Raw genomic sequence first — 19,531 nt, 5'->3', positions numbered from 1 at the left:
TTCCCGCCGACGGAAGACGGACCCTTTTCGCGAGTAACACTACTGGCCCGGCAACCGACGATGGCCCGTCTGTTCCGGGAATGCGATCGTGTTCCCGATCGGATCCCCCAATTGCTTTTGGGAATGTGGTACAAAGAGCGTACCTTCATTTGTTCTTCCATCGAATTTCCGAGCAGTTCTGCACTATGGCGACTTTGACTTTTTGTGGTGCCGCGGGCACAGTGACCGGTTCTTGTTCCCGTGTGGAAAGCGGCGACACCTGTTTTTTGGTCGATTGTGGGCTCTTCCAGGGTACCAAAACGACTCAGAGTCTGAACTACAAGCCATTCCCATTCGACGCATCCAACGTCGACTTCCTCGTTTTGACTCATGCCCACATTGACCACAGCGGGTTGCTGCCAAAATTGGTGAAGGCAGGTTTTACCGGTAAGATTTTCGCTACCGAAGCGACCTGCGATTTACTGGAATTCATGCTAAAGGATTCTGCCTACATCCAAGAAACGAACACCGAGCGTCTCAACCGAAAACTTGCGCAGAAGGGAGAACCGCTGATCGAACCGATCTACTCGATGGTCGACGCCGAACAGACGCTGCAGCAACTTGAAAGGGTGGAGTACGCACAATGGTTTACACCAGAGCCGGGTGTGCGATGTCGGCTATGGAACGCCGGCCACCTTCTCGGCAGCGCATCTGCCGAAATCAACTTACAGGATGCCGACTCCGAGGAAGTGATTCGCATGCTGTTTTCTGGCGACTTGGGACCGGATGAAAAAGCGTTCCATCCTGAACCCGACGCGCCGGCCGGGTTTGACTACGTGGTCTGCGAAAGCACGTACGGGGACCGCAACCGTGAGGACTACACGCTCGAAAAACGCCGAGAGATGTTGAGGGAGGAACTCACCGTTGCTTTGAAACGGGGTGGCAATGTCGTGATCCCTTCTTTTGCCGTCGAGCGAAGTCAGGAACTGTTGCACGATATCGGAACGTTGTTGTCGACCGGTCAAATTCCTGAATGTGACGTCTACTTGGATTCGCCCCTGGCCGGGAAAGTCACGGAGGTGTTCATCAAACATGCCGCTGCGTTGGAAGATGTTGAGATTGAGGAGTCAAAACTCTTTCGACATCGGCGGTTTCATATTGTCGAAAGCGTCGAAGAGAGCAAAGCGATCAACCATGTCTCGCAAGGGGCCATTATCATTTCTGCGAGCGGGATGTGCACGGCGGGCCGGATCAAACACCATTTGAAAAACAACATTTGGCGACGTAATTCGACGATTCTGTTTGTCGGCTATCAAGCCCCGGGGACCCTCGGGCAAATCATCACCAGCGGTGCAAAGCGGGTCCGGATTTATGGAAAAGAGTACAAGGTCGAAGCGGCGATCCGCCGGCTCGGCAACTACTCGGCTCATGCCGATCAAGCCGAGTTGATCGATTGGGTGCTTGAGCGCGGCCCCGTCAACACCGCATTGTTCTTGAACCACGGTGAAGACGATGCAAGAGCCGTGATGCGAGAAGAACTCGACAAGCGAGGCCTCGAGCGAGATAAAATTCTGATGCCGCACTTCGACGAGAGCTTCGAACTGATTGCGGGAACGCAACCGGTGCTGGCCGGCGTCACCGAACCCCGACTGGACGAGTCGCTAACCCATCGCGATTGGCATAACGTTTACGCCCAGTTCATGCTGGACCTGAACGGCCGATTGGGGAGCATTGACGACAATCGTCAAAAGCAAGCGCTGATGCAGCGTTTGGCCGAGACGTTGAGGAAGTAGCTTGCGCCCGCATTCCCCGTTTTAAGTGATGGGCCAACCGAGTGCCCATTGCAATTGAAATTGGGCTTCGTTGTGCTCGGTGACTGCCTGAATGTATTCCATCTGAGCCGCTTCCAGTGCTTGCAACGACTGCAGCGCTTCAAGCGGGATCCCTTGACCGTCTCGAATGCGATCGAGGTTTCGTTGTTTTGAGTTCTCGGCCGCACCAATCGCTTTTTGAGCTATCGTGATCCGCGCGTCTCGGAATCCAATCTGTGCGTTGGCTTCGGCAACTTCTCTGGCCACCCGATCCATTTGACGGATCTGTTCCGCCCGAACTTGTTGCGAGATGGCGGCCGCTCGACACGCCGCCGCACGGTCGCCGAATCCAAGATTGCGGATTTGCCACACCGCCAACACATCCAAGTCGGTTCGATCATGGAAACTACCAAGATGATCGCCGAGCCCACCACCGAAACCGGTTTGGCTAAGTCCAAGAATAACACTCGGTACCATCGGAGCCGACTTCTCTCGCTGATACCGCTCGATCGCTTCGGCGACCAAACAATTGGCTTCTTTGAGTTCGGGTCGATTGGATAGCCCGATCGCAATCAACGAGTCCGGATTCGATGCGGGGTCCGCGATCGTTGAGCGGAGTTCGATTGGCACCATCATCGGGTCGGTTGGTTCTATCGTCATCCCGAATTGCAGACTCAGTGCCTCGGCAAGACGAAAGGATGCGACAGAGATTTGTTCTTTGGCTTGTTCAAGTCGACCTTCAACCAACCGTTGTTCCGTTTCCGTTCGATCGACATCCGCTCGCAGCCCCTCGCCGCTTTCTGCAAAGTCGGTGGTGAGTTTCGTCAACTCCGCAAGCCGTTGCTCCGATTCCATCAAAACAGCGAACCGTTGTTTCGCGGCAAGCAAGCGGTTGTATGCCACGGCAGCGTCGCGCAGTTGTGCGTTGTAGACCGCCGTTCGTCCGTGCTGGCGAGCCCAAACGGTTCGTTGTGCTATTCGCGGCTGAAAGATCGCATCGGCGAAGTGAAATTGTGCCACGATGCCGGGCTGCGGCGTTGACCCAGCTCCAACCGCTCCGGCACCGAGACCGGCCTGCAAGGAATTGCGATTGACATCCGTGATCGATCCATTGCTCGCTTGAAGCGTTCCATCGTGCCGATGCAAACTGCCACCGATCTGAATCGATGGCAACCAAAGCACCTCTGCTTGTTGGAGTTCCGCATAGGCTGCCTGGACCCGATAGCGAGCCGCTGCAACCGTCGGATGGTCGCCGCCAATCATCGCCAAAGCGGTCTGGAAATCCATCGGGATTCCGTCGCTGGTCTCATCATACGAAACCTCATCGCCAACCACGGGCTCGACAAAGCGAACCGTTTGGACCGTCATGGCCGATGTGGGGTCGGTCGCAGACAGACCGATCGGATCGGCTTCCGAAATGGCAACCGCTTCCGCAATCGCATCCGCATCAACCAAGGCATCCGCTTCGGCGATCTTCGAGGTTCCGCTGACGGTCGGGAGCGACACCGCTTTCACGATCGGGGTCTGCCGGAAGGTTTGGCCCGCGCAGCCGCTGAGGATCATTACGAACGTCAAGACGCCAGCATTCCGCGTTATCGTTCTTTGCATGGGATTCCTCAGAGGCGTTCCGAAAGGCGAGACAGTTACCAACCGGAGGACTCATCGGCAAGGATCAATGGGAAAAACAAGGCGAGTCGCGCCAAGTCCTCCCAAACATCCTCGATCGGACGCACGCTATCCATCCTGCACTCATTCTTTGCGTCGTAACGGTTGTGCGGGCGCTGGGACTGGCTTGCCGAGAACGAATAATCGGATAATTTGACGGACAACCCATTTCGTCCAGCTATACTCAGACAGCGAAAACCTGATGTCTGTCCTGTTACTCTGCTACACGCCGAGTTGTTTCGATGCAATTGTTCCTATCCTCTTCCTCTCGCGCGAATCGCGTGGTCTTTGGGCTGCTGTCCGCGTGCATTCCTTTCCCCGCGTTGGGCCAAGCCCCCGTGCCGGTCCGCGTCGTTTCCGTGCAAACGGCCGAAACGATACAAACGACCGTTCAACCTGCAACGGTGATGCCCTACTTTTCGGTGGAAATACATCCACGAGTCTCAGGCTACCTCAAATCGATTGCCGTTGACATCGGTGACAAGGTTGCCGAAGGCGATCGATTGGCCGAGGTTGCCGTACCCGAGTTGGAACGGCGTGCCGAGGTCATGCAAGCCGAAATCGATCAGCGTCAGGCCAAGCAAACGCAAGCGATGGCAGGTATCGAATTAGCCCAAGCGAACGTCGATGCAGCCGAGGCTCGGATCCGTGAGGCCAAGAGCAAGCAGGTGGCCGTGGAAGCCTCCGTAGCAGCTGCGCAAGCCGAACATGACCGAACCGATGACCTCGTAAACCGTCAATCGATCCAAGCTCGTCTGCTTGACGAAGCACGCATGAGGTTGGATTCACAGAAAGCAGCCCGATCGGCTGCGGATTCGTCCGTGGTAGCCGCTCAAGCGGACGTGCAGGTCGCCAAAGCAAAATTGGCTCAGGCCGAAGCGGATTTGAATGCAGCCAAGGCGGAAACTCGCGTCGCCGAGGCCGAGCTTCAAGAGCTTCGCGTGATGATTGATTACGCCGTGTTGAAGGCACCCTTCGACGGCGTTGTCAGTCAACGACTTGCCAATCTGGGTGACTTGGTCGGAGCGTCCGCACAATCCCAAAACGCGCTGTTCCTTGTTAATCAAGTCAGTCGCGTTCGGATCCATACGTTTGTCCCCGAACGTGAAGCCGCAGGGGTGGACCGTGGCGACGCGTTGGTGTGTTCGTTCCCTGCCTTTCCCAACGAGACGATTTCTGCGACGGTCACTCGCACCTCCGGACGAATCGACGAAGCCACACGGACGATGTTGGTCGAAGCCGAGTGGGAAAATGCCGATGGAAAACTGATCCCCGGGATGTTTGGTCAAGCGACCATCGAGCTTTCGGTCCATGCGAACGCGAAAACGCTTCCGGCCAGTTCCCTTCGATTCTCGGCTGATGGGCAACCCTACGTTTATCGGATCGATGCCGACGGAATCGTTTCTCGTGCGGACGTCAAAATTGGCGATGACGATGGTTCGACCATTGAAGTGATGGAGGGCCTCGATATCAACGACCAAGTCATTGACGCTCATTTGCAACGCTTTGTCGATGGCCAACAGGTCGTCGTGATCAACTGAAAACGGCACGAAAGAACCCAACCTTATGAGTCTGATCCGTTTTTCTCTTGCCAATCGCTACGCTGTCTTAGCGGCAGCGATCGCATTGTGTTTGCTGGGTGCTGCCGTGATCCCCGGAATCACGGTCGACATCTTGCCTGATTTCAAGAAGCCTGTCGTCGTCAGCTTCTTTTCGTACCCAGGCTTGCCGACCGGCGAGATGGAAAAGTCGGTCACTTCGCGAGTCGAACGTGCGTTAACGCTGGCTGGACATATCGAGCATCAAGAATCTCGCACGCTGCCGGGTGCAGCCGTGATCAAGATTTTTTTCCAACCGGGTGCCGACCCGAGCTCGGCGATGAATGACATCGTCAACTTGGAAGCCAGTGATATGTTTCACTTGCCGCCTGGAATCGAATGGCCATTCACCCTCCGCAGCGAGCCAGCAAATCTTCCGGTGGTGCTCGCCGCGATCGGCGGGGAAGGTTTAAGTGAAACGGAGCTCTACAAGATTGGATACTACGCGGTCCGCAATAAAATGGGCGGATTGAGGGGGGTGCAAATTCCTCACCCCTTTGGAGGTAAGTTTCGGCAGATGATGATCTACGTCGATCCGGTCAAATTGCAGGCCTATTCGATCAGCGCGTCCGATGTCGTTGAAGCGGTTCGCAAGTCCAATTTGGTGCTTTCCGCAGGGACCGCCGTGATCGGCGATTCGGATTTCCTTCTTCATCCCATCAATACGTTGCCCACTCCGGCTGAAATTGATGCCATCCCGATCACCGTTCGCGATGGCAAGCCGATCTTTGTACGTGATGTGGGGCAGACCGTGGACGATGCTGCGATTCAGTACAACATTGTCCGCGTTAACGGCAACCGTAGCGTGTATTGTCCCCTGCTCCGCGAACCTGGCGAGAACACGATTGCGACCGTCGACCGGATCTACGCTGCGATGGATGCCGAGATCCCGAAGATGAAAGAACGTGGCGACATTCCAGAGGCCACCGAGGTGACTTTGGTTTCCGATCAGTCGGGCTACATTCGAAAAGCGATTTCAAATCTCTATTTCCAGTTGCTTTTGGGTACCTTGTTGGTGGCCATGGTGGTGATCATTTTCTTGAGACGTTTTCTGCCGACGCTGGTCATTGTCTCGATCATTCTGCTCTCGATTTTAATCGGTGCTCTTGGCTTTGCCTTCACCGGCAACACGATCAACGTGATGACGCTTGGCGGCATTGCCTTGGCGATCGGCACGGTGGTCGACGCCGGAATTGTGGTCGTCGAGAACGTGATCCGACATCAACGGATGGGCAAAAGCCCGGCGGACGCGGCCATGGATGGGACCGCGGAAGTATCGGGCGCCATTTTTGCCGGAACGATTACGACGCTTGCCGTGTTCCTGCCGGCGGTCTTTTTGACCGGAATGATCAAATACCTATTCGAACCGCTGTCGTTGGCGGCAACGATGACCATTGGAGCCTCGTATATTTTGGCGATCACGGTCGTCCCCGCTTTTTGTGCGACGTTTGTTCGTGAAAAGCATCAGCATTCGGAACCGCACACTTCGTCGCGCGTCGCAACGCCAAACGCCTATGGACGACTGCTTCGTCGGTTGTTGAAAGCACCGGGATTGGTGACGCTGGTGATTCTGGTCGCTGTCGGGGCATCTTTCTTACTGTGGCCAAAGGTTGGCACTGAGCTATTTCCTTCCGTCGACTCTGGGTCATTCGAAATTCGACTCAAAACCGTGCCGGGAACGAAACTTGAGAAAACGGAAGAGTTGGTAGCGCGCGTCGAGGAGTCGATCAAGGAGATCATTCCCGCAGAGAAGATTGAGACGATCATCTCGAACATTGGGATGCCCGTGGGCAAAGGCGCTGGATTCTCAACGGTGCTCAGTTCGAACTCAGGCCCCGATACGGCTTACATCATTGTCAATCTCAAACAAGAAAACCGTGACAAAGGCACTTCGGAGTATGTCGCGGAACTACGAGAAACGTTCGCGAAATCCTACCCGTTAGAGCAGTTTCTGTTTGTCTCCGGTGGCATCGTCAACATGGCGTTGAACGAGGGAGTTCCGACACCGATCAGCGTTCAAATTGGAGCAGGAACGGTCGAGCAATGTCGTGAGGTCGCCGAACAGGTTGTTGCAGCGGTAGCGCTGATTCCCGGGACCGCCGATGTTCAAATTGCTCAATCACTGGACTACCCGCAACTTGATATCCAGGTCGACCGGACGCGAGCAAAGTACCTGGGGCTCGACCAGCAGGAAATCGCCCAAACGATCCTGACCGCGATGGGATCGAGCGTCGGTTACGCTCCAACGATTTGGATTGATCCGGCGTCGGGTACCGACTTCTTCATGGGCGTCCAATATGCAAATAATCAACTGAGGTCACTCGACGAGGTACGCAATATCCCCTTGTCATTAACGACCCCAAAGGGTCCGGTCACGATTCCGCTTTCGAATGTGGCCACGGTCAAACGCGTGACGATTCCGGCCGAGATCAGTCATTACAACATTGGCCGCGTGAACGACGTCCACGTCAATGTGGTCGGACGTGACATGGGGTCGGTTGCCCGAGACGTACAAACGGCGATTGATGCCCTGGAATTGCCTTCGGGCGTGTCCGTATCGCTCCGCGGGCCGACCGTGACCATGCACGATGGCATGCAAATGCTCGGAGCAGGATTGATGGTCGCAGCCGTCTTGGTCTACCTGGTGCTGATGGCTCAGTTCCGATCTTTCCTCGATCCCTTGATCATCATCTTGTCGGTGCCGCTGGGGCTCGGCGGCGTGTTGTTGATTCTGTATTTGACGGACACGACGATGAACATCCAGTCCTTGATGGGGACGTTGATGATGATTGGCGTCGTAGTGAACAACGCCATTCTCTTGGTTGAATTCGCGAACCGGCGTCGGGCCGAGGGTCTCAACGCGATCGATGCGGCCCTCAGCGCCGCCCAGGTCAGGTTGCGTCCGATCCTGATGACCTCGCTGACCTTGATCGCATCGATGCTGCCCTTAGCGATCTATTTGAGTCCAGGGAACGAGGCGATGATTCCGCTCGCTCGGGCACTCATCGGCGGGATGGCCGTATCAACGCTACTCACCTTGATCTTGATTCCCTGCGTCTACAGCCTGGTTCATCGCGAAAAGCGGGTGCCCATTGCTGCACGATAGAATTGGATTCGCTCGCGGGCTCTTCAATGGGATGCCCGCGGCAGGACTATTTACACGCATTCGCAACCTCAGTAAGCTTCGTTTTACCGGCATTGACGATTCGCCCTAGGTGTTTCCTTTTTTCGATTGACATGAAAGACACTGTCCAACGCGTTGAACGCATTTCTGTTTTTGATTCTCATACCGCAGGGGAGCCGACACGATTGGTTGTTTCCGGCGGACCGGACCTCGGAAAAGGGACGCTGCTGCAGCGGCGGCAACGGTTTGAGAACGAGTTTGACCACTACCGCAGTGCGATTGTCAATGAACCCCGCGGCAGCGACGTGATGGTCGGTGCCCTACTCTGCAAACCCTCCGCCCCCGATTGTGTCGCTGGCGTGATCTTTTTCAATAACGTCGGTTTCCTTGGCATGTGTGGCCACGGCGCGATCGGCGTTGCCGTGACGTTGGCTCATCTGGGCCGCATCGAACCTGGAAAACATCGCTTGGAAACTCCGGTTGGGGTCATCGGTTTCGACCTCGACGAGGACATGAACCGCGTCACCTTTGAGAACATCCCTAGCTATCGGTATCGAACCGAGGTGGCGGTGGATGTTCCTGGACACGGGCAAGTCGTTGGTGATATCGCTTGGGGGGGCAATTGGTTCTTTTTGGTCCGCCGCGAACCCGATGAAATCCGGCCCCAGCATCTCGACGACCTTCTCTTGCTCACGCGTGCGATCCGGCAAGCCCTCGAAGACCAAGGCATCACAGGGCACGCTGGCCAAACCATCGATCACGTCGAACTCTATTGTGAAACCTCTCCGGTCGATGGGCGCAACTTTGTTCTCTGTCCTGGTGGTCAATGGGACCGATCACCATGCGGGACGGGAACCTGTGCCCGAACGGCCTGTTTGGCGGCGAGCGGCAAACTCGAACCGGGCAAGAAGTGGCGACAAGAAAGTATCATTGGAACCCACTTTGAAACTCGCTATCGGTTGCCGACGGAGTCCGAGTTGAAATCGCTCGGTAACCTGGGGATTGCCCATGATGATTCGCTGTCGGACTACGTTGCAGCATCGGGCGGAGTGATCCTTCCCAGTATTACCGGCACCGCATCGGTAACGTCTGAAACCCAATTGATCCTCGACCCCGAGGATCCCTTCTGTTACGGAATCCCAGTTTGAAGGCAACCGGTCACGTCGCGATCGTCGGTGGAGGCGTGGTAGGCATCGCCTGCGCCCACTACCTGAATGTTCGCGGTTATCGCGTCACCGTCGTTGACAAAAACCGAGTGGGTGGCGGCTGTTCGCACGGCAATTGTGGCTACATCAGCCCGAGTCACGCGTTGCCGCTGGCGGAACCGGGCGCGCTACTAAAAACGTTCAAGGCGATGCTGAAACCGAATGCTCCGCTGCGCATCCGGCCTGGCTTGAACACGCAACGATGGAAATGGCTTCTCGATTTTGCTCGGCGCTGCAACCAAACGAACTGCATCGAATCCGCACAAGCGATCCATCCGCTGCTAACCTCGGCAATGCAACTCTACCACGAGTTGATCGACAAACACCAACTAAAGTGCGAATGGACGCAACAGGGTTTGTTGTTTGTTTACCAAGATCGAGATGCATGGGACGCCTACACCTCTACCGACGAATTGTTGCGACGTGACTTTCAGGAACCCGCTCGAAAAATGTCGGCAAAAGAACTACTGGAGTTCGAACCGGCGCTTCGAGACAACGTTGCGGGGGCGTGGTATTTCGAGCGGGATGCACACCTGCGTCCCGATCGGCTGGTCGCGTCTTGGCGTGATTCGCTGCGTGAGCGAGGGGTCGAGTTTCTCGAACAACAAACACTGACGGCGATGCATGATTCGGGGGGATGGGTCGATCATGTCTCGCTGTCGACCCAGCAGCTTGCTGCCGACCACTTCGTGATTGCAACCGGCGCTTGGACGCCTCAACTTGAGAAGATGCTGCGTCTTGCGATCCCGATCCAACCGGGCAAGGGGTACTCGATCACCATGCCTCGGCCTGAGGTGTGCCCAAACACTCCCATGATCTTCCCCCAGCACAAAGTCGCGGTGACGCCTTGGCAATCCGAACTGCGACTTGGATCAATGATGGAGTTCATTGGGTACGATTCAACGATCAACCCGAAGCGAGTCGCATTGCTGACAAGCGTTGCGAAGCAGTACTTAAAGAGTGATTTTCCGGCGGAGTTCAGCGAAACGTGGTGCGGGTGGCGACCGATGACGTACGACAGCACCCCGATCATTGATCGTTGCCCCAGCTTTTCGAATGTCTACCTTGCGGCGGGCCACAACATGCTCGGTCTCAGCATGGCGCCAGCGACCGGCCGGATGATTGGCGAAATGATTGCCGGTGAGCCGACGCATTTGCCCGCAGCACCCTACGCCGCCAATCGATTCTGAATCAAGAGTTTGCGAATCGTCGTGTTTGCGCAAAAAGGTTGCCAAAAAGATGTGCTAGGTTTGCATGTCCGTTCGCATCCATCGCTTTCCCACGCTGAGAAAGGGCTCATGTTTCGCCTCGGAACCGTTACAAACCTGACCACCGGCGCAGACCAACTTCGTCGCTGGCGGTGCGCGCGGATCGTCATGTGTGGAGGACGGTTCGTCGAAATTCAGCATCGACTCTCTGCCGGAAATGTCTCGGTCGCCCAGGTTTGGTGGCAAGCCAAGTATGGCCGCATGGACGACGACGTTTGCTGGCTCGACTATCACCAGCCGATGGGAATGTCCGGTTTTTTGACGCTCGACTATATCCGCAGCGGCTATCGATCCGGATACAAGTCGTTCCTTGGAGCGGTGGAATTGTTGAACGAAGTCGCGCGGATACGTGGCACGTCCGCCATCGTCGCTCATGTGACCAACCAATCCATCAGCGATCGATTGCTCGAGCGACTCGGTTGGCAACGTCATCTCGAAAACTGGTCGGGACGACATTGGATTCGCCGTTTCTACGACGGGTACCCCAAATCGACGGCCTATCGCTACGTTGCATAGGGCGGCAAAAACAATAACTTCCGCATTTGACTTACTTGATTGATTGAATTTGGAACAGTATGTCGGATAGTGAGCGACTCGTATCTCAATGCCAATCTCGTCGACAAGCTCTTGCAAATCTTGCTTGAAAATGTGGTGACGACAATTGTTGCTGCCACCTGCATCGCAAAGCCCTTTCGACGAATTCGTCCATCCGTTTCGGAAGAGTCCATCGTATCGAGTTCCGCGAGTCCGTTTGCAATCGTAGATCGATGACAGCCAAAGAGGTCGGCAAGATACTTGATGCCACCATGCCCTAGTTATCTCGCCTCAATCGCTGCGTAGCGTCGTCGATCTTTCTCCGACAAGGTGTGGTAGAACTTGCAGAGCGACGGTTCAATCTCAGGATCGTACTTTTCAGAAAAACCAACTGCCATCCTTGGCCTCACGCGAAAAAAGAGAAGGGATCGAATTGATGTGGCTGTCATTGTATCCCGCATACCAATTCGTTTCGATGCCAAAAAAGACCACGACAAACAGGGTTTGCGGTCGTAGCATCAGGCCGCATAACCTACAAAAGCAAGGGAGTTCGTTTGAATCATTCCACATCAAAGACGGCAGCAAAACCACCGCGATTCAAACAAACTCCCTTGCTTTTATAGGTTAGTCAAATGCGGAAGTTATTGTTTTTGCCGCCCATAGCAGGGCAAGTGTGGCCAGAATAGGCTAGGTTAACGCTGTCTTCCTGCCCCAAACCCACCATGGAACTGGCCAATGCTCCGGCTATCAATCACTCTGTCGATTCTACTGTCGATGCTCGCGTCCGGTCTGGCAACGGAACGGATCGAAATGACGCTCGACGGCAACTGGAGTTACCAGAAGGTCAAGGAACTCGACACGCCGCCACAAACTGGGGTCTGGCAGCCAACCATCGTCCCAGGAACGCTCCGTGGTTACAACTACGAACGCGCTTGGTTTCGCCGCACCTTCACGATGCCGGCTTCGATGCAAGGCAAACGGATTAAGATCCATTTTGACGGCGTGAAGTACAACAGCCGTGTATGGATCAATGGTCAGCATGTGGGTGGCGTCTTCAACGGCTATGACGCTTTTGATCTGGATGTGACCGATGCGATTCGCTTTGACCAACCTAACGAGATCGCGGTCGGACTTCATGATTGGACGGGCGTCTTCTCCGAAGGCAGATTCGATTTCAGTGAGCTTCCGTCATGGCAGCGGCCTCGACGCTATGTGACCGATAAAGTCATCGCTCCGATCGGAGGCTATTACGATCACTATGGGATTTGGGGCGATGTGACGCTAACCGCTCAAGACGCCGTCTACATCAAAAACGTTTTCATCAAACCGTCGGTTCGAAACCAGGAATTGGTGGTCGAGTACGAACTGGCAAATGAGTCAACGGACGCCGTCGAGGTGCAGATAAACGCCATCGTTGAAGAAGGGCAACACGAGGTGCTGCGGCTTGGCACGGAGAAACTGACGATCCCCGCCGGTCAAACACGTTCCATCACGTTGACGCAGCCATGGACCGACGCTCGCTATTGGTCACCGGAAGATCCGCACCTCTATCACTTGCGAACTGAACTCTCGACAGGTGATGCATTGCGGACGCGATTCGGTTTCCGTGAATTTTGGATCGAAGAGCACCGCTACATTCTCAATGGTTCAAAGATCAATTTGCTCGGCACCTCTTGGTGGCCTCCGACCGAACCGATGACAGCCGAACAAGTCCGCGAAAAATGGCAGGCACTTCAGCAAGCGGGCATCGTCGTTTTTCGAACGCACACACAACCTTGGCGACGCGTTCACTATGACGTGGCCGATGAACTCGGACTGCTGATGATCATCGAAGGGCCGATGTGGCACGACCCCTACTGCATCTGCTATGACGACCCCCGCTATTGGAAAAACTACGCTGACTCGATTCACGCGATGATCGAGCGAGAAAAGAATCGTCCCTCCGTGATCATGTGGAGCATGGACAACGAAGCCTATTCGAGCGCCGACAAGACCAAACTGGCCGTTGCTGGTTTGGCGAAAGTCGGACGGATGGCCAAGCAATGGGATCCGACGCGTCCGATCTATTTCGAATCCGATGGAGATCCCGAGGGTGTCGCGGATGCGATCGGGATGCATTACGTCCACGAGTACCCAAAGTACACGTGCTGGCCCAACGAAGCGTATTGGCTTGACAAGCCGTTCAGCCCGCACACATGGTCGGGTTTTTTGACCGAACCGTATGTTTGGAAGAAAGACAAACCCTTGTACATCGGCGAATTCTTGTGGGTGCCGTCGGGAACGCCAGCCCCTCACACGGTTTTTTTCGGGGACGAAGCTTACCGCGATTTGGACCAGTACGAGAAATTGGGGAAAGCGGAAGCATGGAAGATGCAAGTCTTAGCCTTCCGGCATCAGGAAGCAGGGGGGATGTGCCCGTGGACCGTGGGTGAGAACCAACTTGATGAGAGCAACCCGCTCTATCGAGCTCATCAAACTGCATACCAACCGCTCGCCGCGTACTGCCTGGACTACGACAAACGGTTTTACAGCAACGAGAAAGTGAATCGCCGCGTAGAGATTTTCAACGAATCCATGGATGCGCAGTCGCTTGGTTTTGAGTGGACGCTCAAGCAAGGTGAGAAAACGCTGGCTTCCGATCGCAAGACGGTTACCGTCGAGGCGGGCGAGAAGCAGATGCTAACGGTCAAACTTCCAATGCCAGAGGTGGATTCTCGGACACCCTTGGCTTGGCAGGTCACTCTCTCGCACAGTGGAACAAGGGTCTTTGACGAGACTCATGACTATGCTGTCTTTCCAAAACTGCGACTGCCTCAAACGCAATCGACGCTGGGACTCTATGACCCCAAGGGTGATACGGCGAAGCTGCTAAGTGAATCGAAGATCGAGGTGGTTGACATCCATTCCATTCAATCCATCGCACCCGAGGTCGATGTCTTGGTGATCGGCGCCGGGTCGCTCGATCAGGCCGAAAAAACGGCCCCGGTCGTCGGTCGCGTCAATCCAAAGCGAGGTGCATTGATGGATTTTGTGGGACGAGGAGGGAGGGTCCTGGTGCTGCGTCAAGATGTTTACCCCGAGGGCCTGTTTGATTTAGAACCCACCCCCCAGACTTCGACGATGACGTTTCCGCAACGTCCGAGCCACCCGGCACTGGACGGCGTCGAGGCGGATGATCTGAAGTTTTGGCGTGGTGACCATTTGGTGGCCGATCACGAATTGCCTCGACCCTCCACCGGATCAGCGATTTCGGTCGTGGTTTCGGGTTCCGACACCGGAATCGCTCACGCACCGCTGTTGGATCGCCCACTCGGACGAGGGTCGATCGTGCACTGCCAATTGAAACTGATCGAAAAAGCACGCAGCGAACCGGCCGCAGGCGAAATCCTTGGCAACCTGCTTCGGTATCTCGATCACTACAAGCCAACGGAGCGGAAGACCCTGGTCCTAGGCAGCGATGCGGATTACCGCGAATCGCTCTCCAACCTCGGACTCCGTTTTGTGGCTCCCACGAACACCGACGGCATCGATTTGGGTGGCTATTCTTTGCTGATTCTGCATGGTGAGTTGCCGAACAACCAACCGCTCGCGCGACAGATCGGCGAGTTTGTCCAACGCGGTGGCAACCTGTTGGTGCATCGACCCAACGCCCAGACGATGGGCTTGGTCCGCCAAGCCAGTGGGATCGAGTTGGTGATGCAACCCTTTGCAGGAGCCGTCTCACAGGCCGAAAGCGACCACCCGCTTTCGGAAGTCTTTACGCGAGAGGATCTGTATTGGACCATCAAGCAACCCGGTGAGAGCTGGACACGTCAACCGCCATCGCGCGACATGGTCGATGGCGTGTTCGGATCGTCGTTTGACACAGCGAAAGCGACAGCTCACGAAATTGAATCCTGGAAGACTGTGGGCCAATTTGTGCATTCGGTCGAGTCGGGAATCATGTTTGCCACCGTCGGTTCAGCCAGCGGTGAGCTCGAGTTCCCCGAGTCAGGCAAATATGCCGTGGGGATCCGAGCTCAAGGAACCGTCTGCGAGGGTGTCTATCCGATCGCGGAAATCTCAATCGACGGGAAGCCCTTCGGTAGCGTCCAACTCGACAGCGAGGATTGGAAGGATTATGGAATCGTCGGCCATGTTGAAAAGGGACGGCATCCCGTGGTCGTGTCCTTCGTCAACGATGGCGCTGCCCCCCCCGACGAAGATCGGAATCTGGTGATCGACAAGGTGTTGGTTGCGCGTGATCAACGGGCAGACGACACGATTTTCTTGACCGCGCCGGCTGCGGTGGTGACGCAAGATATCGGCGAGGGACGTATCGTGTTTGACCGCATCCGTTGGGATACCGAAACGGACAACGGTCGCAAGGCATCGCGTCACGTATGTTCCTTATTGACCGCACTCGGTGGCGACTTCACCCCACGATCGGCAATCACACTGGAATGCGAACAGATGACGCCTGGAGAGGGCATCTCGTGGTATTCGGCCGATGGTAGCACCGCCTACATGGGGTCAAACGGATACATTGCCACGGGCATCGAAGTGGCCCGTGCGGGAGTGTACCGCGGAGATTTGGTCGCCGCAGGAGACGCTTCCGAAGGAATCGGCCCGCTTGTGGAAATCCATCTGGATGGATCCAAGATCGGCGAGGTTCAACTCACCACCGAAGGTTGGCGATCTTACCCGCTTCAAGTCGAGTTGCCCTCCGGCAAACATGACTTGGCCTTAAAGTTCGTCAACGACTACAGCTCACCGAGCGGCGACCGCAACCTACGACTCGACAAATTGGTCCTCTACAACAACACGTCGGAGGTCGCAGCCGATAGATAACGGGCGGAGTGCTTTCGCCACTCGCGACAGCCTTTGCCATCCACCTGGAAATCACGACAGACCCGTGGTCGATGCTCGTGATGCCTGCAGCGTCGCGTTTCCAGATCCAACCAAATGCAGGGGCCATCGATCTGGTCCTCCGGCACGGTGTAGGATGCCATGTACTCGATCAACTGCGACTTCAACTCGGCTGGCATGCTCACCCAGTGCTCTTCCGCTGGACGCTGCTCCGTCGCTTGAAGGTAGGCGGGGTAGCCCATATGCATGCAGCAGGCCCCGCACCCGCTGCAATCGGCGACCGGAAGCGACCGTTTCAAACGCCTAGCCCTTCAATCCTTCTCGCTCGATGATCACTTCGGATCCCGGGGTCAACTTGCGTAGCTTGCGAATGACTTCACTATTCTCCATCGTCCCCTTTTTCGCACGGTCGAGGAGGTTACGGGTCTTTTTTCGTCGTTTACGAAGCCGTCGGATTTCACGAACACGTTCGATGCCTGCCATCGTAGGAAGCTCACTTTGGGGAAAGGAGAACACGTCTCAAAGAGGGTTCTCAGGGGAAATAGAAAATTCAGTTCCGGTCAGCGGGAGTTTAGCAATCGGTGGGGAGGATTGCGAGAGCGGGAGTTACTTCTTCTTCACGGTGCCCTTTTTCTTGGTCGTTTTTTTCTTCGCCGACTTCTTTTTCGCGGCCTTCTTCTTGGTCGCCTTTTTCTTGGTCGCTTTCTTCTTTTTCTTAGTCGGCCCCTTGGCTGCACGTTCCGCCAGCAAATCTAAAGCCGCTTCGAACGTCATTTCATTCGGCTCCATGCCTTTTCGCAACGATGCATTCGTTTCCCCGTCGGTCACGTAGGGACCGTAGCGACCGTCCAAAATCTTGACCTCTTGCTCGGTCACCGGCGAGGGCTTTTCGTAGGTTCGCAGCGGTTCCTTTGGTGCAGCCCTGCCACGGGTCTTGGGCTGTTTCAGCAGCGTGATCGCTTCGTCGAAGGTCACTTCCAATGGCGAGACGCCTGCCGGCAGCGAGCGGGTTTCCTTTTCACATTTGACGTACGGTCCATAGCGTCCATCAAACGCTTGCACGGGCTCACCGTTTTCAGGATTCGTCCCGAGGGTCCTCGGAAGCAAGAGCAGCTTGCAAGCCGTTTCCAGTGTCAAATCTTCGACCGCCATTCCCTTCAACAGCGACTGATTTCGTTTTTCTTCGTCGTCGTTTTCACCCAATTGAATGTACGGTCCGAAACGGCCGACTTTGACGTAGATGGGTTTTTGAGTTTCCGGGTGGATCCCCAAGGGCTCTTCCTCGACAGCACTTTGCTCGAGCAATTCGAGTGCCTTGACGAGGTTCATTTCATCCGGCGCAAGACCGTCCGGAATCGACCCTCTGCGTTCCCCTTGTTCAATAAACGGGCCATACTTTCCAACCCGAACAAAGACCTCTTCACGATGCTCGCCTGTGGTCGGGGTTCCGAGCGTAAACTTCGCCGTAGTCCGCGGATCGATCTCCTCGACTTTGTTTTCCAAACGTGGTTTCAATCCAATCGCTTCGCCGTTCGCTTCCGCCCCGTCATCGCCAAAATAGAATCGCTTCAGGTACTCAAGTCGCTCAGCCTCTTTGCGGCTGATCGTATCGAGGAAATCCTCCATTTGGGCCGTGAATTCATAATCGACCAGGGGGCCGAAATGAGTTTCGAGCAGGCGAATTACGCTAAAAGCAGTCCAGCTCGGAACCAGCGCGGTCCCCTTTTTGTAGACGTAATCCCGTTTTTGAATCGTGTCGATAATCGACGCAAACGTACTCGGTCGGCCGATCCCCTTTTCTTCAAGCGTTCGGGTCAACGCCGCTTCGCTGTACCGCGACGGCGGTTGCGTGGTGTGACTCTTGGGATCGATGTTGCTGGCCATCAAGCGATCCTGTTGACTCATCGCCGGTAGCAGTCGTTCCTTGTTGGCCAATTCCGCTTCGGGGTCATCGCTGCCTTCGACGTAAGCACGTAGAAAACCCTCGAACAGAATACTGGTTCCCGATGCAGTGAAAACCGCGCCATCCCCTTCGATCGTGACGCTGATGCGTTGTTTCTTCGCATCTGCCATCTGACAAGCAACCGTTCGTTTCCAAATCAATTCGAACAAACGAAATTGATCGGAATCGAGTTCACCGCGAACCGCTTGGGGAACGCGAAACGGAGTCCCCGCTGGCCGAATCGCTTCGTGAGCCTCTTGAGCATTCTTGACCTTGTTCGCATACACCCGGACCGTCGGATGCAAGAACGAGTCGCCATATTCACTTCGGACCAAATCGCGAGCAGCACCGATTGCTTCCTTGCTGAGCGTCGTGCTGTCGGTACGCATGTAGGTGATGTAACCGTTTTCATACAGTTTTTGGGCGGCTTGCATCGCACGCCTTGCCGTGAAGCCAAGCTTGCGGTTCGCTTCTTGCTGCAACGTGCTGGTCGTAAACGGCGCTTTCGGTCGTTCGCTAAACGGCTTCACCTCCACCTTGGTGACGTTGAATTCGGCCGTCCGAAGCCGTGCGGCCAATTCGGTCGCTTCGGATTCGTTCAGTTGCAAAAAATCGGCATTTTTTAGTTTGCCATTGGTTGCATCGAAATCCTTTCCGGCTGGAATTCTGCGCCCATCGACACTTGTCAGCATTGCGGTGAACGATTCGCGATCGCTGGTCTCGAAAGCCGCTTCGAGGTCCCAATACGTGGCATCATGGAACGCAATCCGTTCCCGTTCACGTTCTACGATCAAACGGACCGCGACGCTTTGGACACGGCCGGCGCTTAATCCCCGGCCGACTTTTTTCCAGAGCAATTGGGAAACGTCGTAGCCGTAAAGACGGTCGAGAATCCGGCGCGTTTCCTGAGCGTCAACAAGTCCTGCGTCAATCTGTCGCGGGGATTCGATCGCTGTTTGGATCGCTTCTTTGGTGATCTCGTGGAAGACGAGTCGGTGGACTGGAACTTTTGGTTTTAGAATCTCCTGCAAGTGCCAACTGATCGCCTCTCCTTCACGGTCTTCGTCGGTCGCCAGATAGAGGTTGTCGGCGCCTTTGAGCGCCTCTTTGAGCTTGTTCACCTGCTTTTTCTTGTCCGCGGGGACAATGTAGATCGGCTCAAAGTCGTTTTCCGTGTTCACTCCGAGATAGGCCCACGGCTCTTTTTTGTATTTTTCCGGAACTTCTTTTGCACCGCCGGGAAGGTCGCGAATATGGCCAATGCTCGCTTCGACTTGGTACCCTTTGCCAAGGTATTTTGAAATCGTGCGCGCTTTTGCTGGTGATTCGACGATCACCAAACTCCTGCCCGTGCTGTTAGCCATACAAAAATCGACGCGGTTGTGGGTTAGACGAAAAGGACCAAAACAAAGTACAAAACACGATTGTCGGCGATTCTCGCCTTGACCCTGGAAAAAGGGGGGCGATACGCTTTCGTTTCGTGGATTTGCCACTTCTCCAGCCTCTCGACTGGTTCTGACCTGAGAGAGAGTTGGTCGATCGCGGCGGATTGTCAAG

The 19,531-nt window shown here is 55.3% G+C and carries 11 protein-coding genes and 1 pseudogene; 7 read left to right on the top strand and 5 right to left on the bottom strand.

All coding sequences use genetic code 11. The annotated features are described in order from the left end of the window. Positions 1 to 185: 185 nt before the first annotated feature. Positions 186 to 1,772: an MBL fold metallo-hydrolase gene (locus Poly41_RS17115; protein WP_146527956.1), complete on the top strand. Its 1,587-nt coding sequence runs from the start codon at positions 186 to 188 to the stop codon at positions 1,770 to 1,772. 21 nt (positions 1,773 to 1,793) lie between these two features. Here Poly41_RS17115 and Poly41_RS17110 read toward each other — a convergent pair whose 3' ends face one another. Next, positions 1,794 to 3,398 carry a TolC family protein gene (locus tag Poly41_RS17110; RefSeq protein ID WP_146527955.1) on the bottom strand — a complete coding sequence of 535 codons (1,605 nt, stop codon included), beginning with the start codon at positions 3,396 to 3,398 and terminating at the stop codon, positions 1,794 to 1,796. A 299-nt stretch (positions 3,399 to 3,697) separates the two neighbouring features. Here Poly41_RS17110 and Poly41_RS17105 point away from each other — a divergent pair, with 299 nt between their 5' ends. The 5 genes from Poly41_RS17105 to Poly41_RS17085 all read left to right on the top strand — a co-directional run bounded on the left by Poly41_RS17105 (position 3,698) and on the right by Poly41_RS17085 (position 11,166). Beyond that, positions 3,698 to 4,996, top strand: coding sequence for an efflux RND transporter periplasmic adaptor subunit (locus Poly41_RS17105; protein ID WP_146527954.1), 1,299 nt, complete (start codon positions 3,698 to 3,700; stop codon positions 4,994 to 4,996). Positions 4,997 to 5,021: 25 nt separating this feature from the next. After that, positions 5,022 to 8,159, top strand: coding sequence for an efflux RND transporter permease subunit (locus Poly41_RS17100; RefSeq protein WP_146527953.1), 3,138 nt, complete (start codon positions 5,022 to 5,024; stop codon positions 8,157 to 8,159). Positions 8,160 to 8,290: 131 nt separating this feature from the next. Further along, complete coding sequence (locus Poly41_RS17095) at positions 8,291 to 9,325, top strand: proline racemase family protein (protein WP_146527952.1); 1,035 nt, start codon at positions 8,291 to 8,293, stop codon at positions 9,323 to 9,325. Next, positions 9,322 to 10,572 carry an NAD(P)/FAD-dependent oxidoreductase gene (locus Poly41_RS17090; protein ID WP_146527951.1) on the top strand — a complete coding sequence of 417 codons (1,251 nt, stop codon included), beginning with the start codon at positions 9,322 to 9,324 and terminating at the stop codon, positions 10,570 to 10,572. The genes Poly41_RS17095 and Poly41_RS17090 overlap by 4 nt, the downstream gene beginning before the upstream one ends. 108 nt (positions 10,573 to 10,680) lie before the next feature. After that, complete coding sequence (locus Poly41_RS17085; RefSeq protein WP_146527950.1) at positions 10,681 to 11,166, top strand: hypothetical protein; 486 nt, start codon at positions 10,681 to 10,683, stop codon at positions 11,164 to 11,166. Between the two features lie 51 nt (positions 11,167 to 11,217). On the opposite strand, the pseudogene Poly41_RS35940 reads toward Poly41_RS17085, so the two are convergent. Beyond that, a pseudogene (locus tag Poly41_RS35940) lies at positions 11,218 to 11,415 on the bottom strand (ISAzo13-like element transposase-related protein); the annotation flags it as partial. A gap of 504 nt (positions 11,416 to 11,919) precedes the next feature. On the opposite strand from Poly41_RS35940, the gene Poly41_RS17070 reads away from it, so the two are divergent. After that, positions 11,920 to 16,014, top strand: a complete 4,095-nt coding sequence (locus tag Poly41_RS17070; RefSeq protein WP_146527949.1) for a carbohydrate-binding domain-containing protein — start codon at positions 11,920 to 11,922, stop codon at positions 16,012 to 16,014. On the opposite strand, the gene Poly41_RS17065 is transcribed toward Poly41_RS17070, so the two are convergent. The 3 genes from Poly41_RS17065 to topA form a co-directional block, all read right to left on the bottom strand. Then, positions 15,978 to 16,331, bottom strand: coding sequence for a YkgJ family cysteine cluster protein (locus Poly41_RS17065; protein ID WP_231615725.1), 354 nt, complete (start codon positions 16,329 to 16,331; stop codon positions 15,978 to 15,980). The genes Poly41_RS17070 and Poly41_RS17065 overlap by 37 nt on opposite strands. A 4-nt stretch (positions 16,332 to 16,335) precedes the next feature. Beyond that, entirely contained in the window at positions 16,336 to 16,515 is a 180-nt protein-coding gene (locus Poly41_RS17060; RefSeq protein WP_146527947.1) for a DUF6800 family protein, read from the bottom strand. A gap of 123 nt (positions 16,516 to 16,638) precedes the next feature. Next, complete coding sequence (gene topA, locus Poly41_RS17055) at positions 16,639 to 19,338, bottom strand: type I DNA topoisomerase (RefSeq protein WP_146527946.1); 2,700 nt, start codon at positions 19,336 to 19,338, stop codon at positions 16,639 to 16,641. Positions 19,339 to 19,531 lie beyond the last annotated feature (193 nt).

The sequence above is a fragment of the Novipirellula artificiosorum genome, from assembly GCF_007860135.1.
GTDB lineage: Bacteria > Planctomycetota > Planctomycetia > Pirellulales > Pirellulaceae > Novipirellula_A > Novipirellula_A artificiosorum.
Note: the sequence above shows the minus strand (reverse complement) of the source record. Positions and strands in the feature narration are given on the sequence as shown.

Excerpts from the sequence above, each read along its gene's own strand:
- topA (WP_146527946.1), bottom strand. The coding sequence starts at position 19,338 with ATGGCTAACAGCACGGGCAGGAGTTTGGTGATCGTCGAATCACCAGCA.
- Poly41_RS17060 (WP_146527947.1), bottom strand. The coding sequence starts at position 16,515 with ATGGCAGGCATCGAACGTGTTCGTGAAATCCGACGGCTTCGTAAACGA.
- Poly41_RS17095 (WP_146527952.1), top strand. The coding sequence starts at position 8,291 with ATGAAAGACACTGTCCAACGCGTTGAACGCATTTCTGTTTTTGATTCT.
- Poly41_RS17105 (WP_146527954.1), top strand. The coding sequence starts at position 3,698 with ATGCAATTGTTCCTATCCTCTTCCTCTCGCGCGAATCGCGTGGTCTTT.
- Poly41_RS17110 (WP_146527955.1), bottom strand. The coding sequence starts at position 3,398 with ATGCAAAGAACGATAACGCGGAATGCTGGCGTCTTGACGTTCGTAATG.
- Poly41_RS17070 (WP_146527949.1), top strand. The coding sequence starts at position 11,920 with ATGCTCCGGCTATCAATCACTCTGTCGATTCTACTGTCGATGCTCGCG.
- Poly41_RS17115 (WP_146527956.1), top strand. The coding sequence starts at position 186 with ATGGCGACTTTGACTTTTTGTGGTGCCGCGGGCACAGTGACCGGTTCT.
- Poly41_RS17100 (WP_146527953.1), top strand. The coding sequence starts at position 5,022 with ATGAGTCTGATCCGTTTTTCTCTTGCCAATCGCTACGCTGTCTTAGCG.
- Poly41_RS17085 (WP_146527950.1), top strand. The coding sequence starts at position 10,681 with ATGTTTCGCCTCGGAACCGTTACAAACCTGACCACCGGCGCAGACCAA.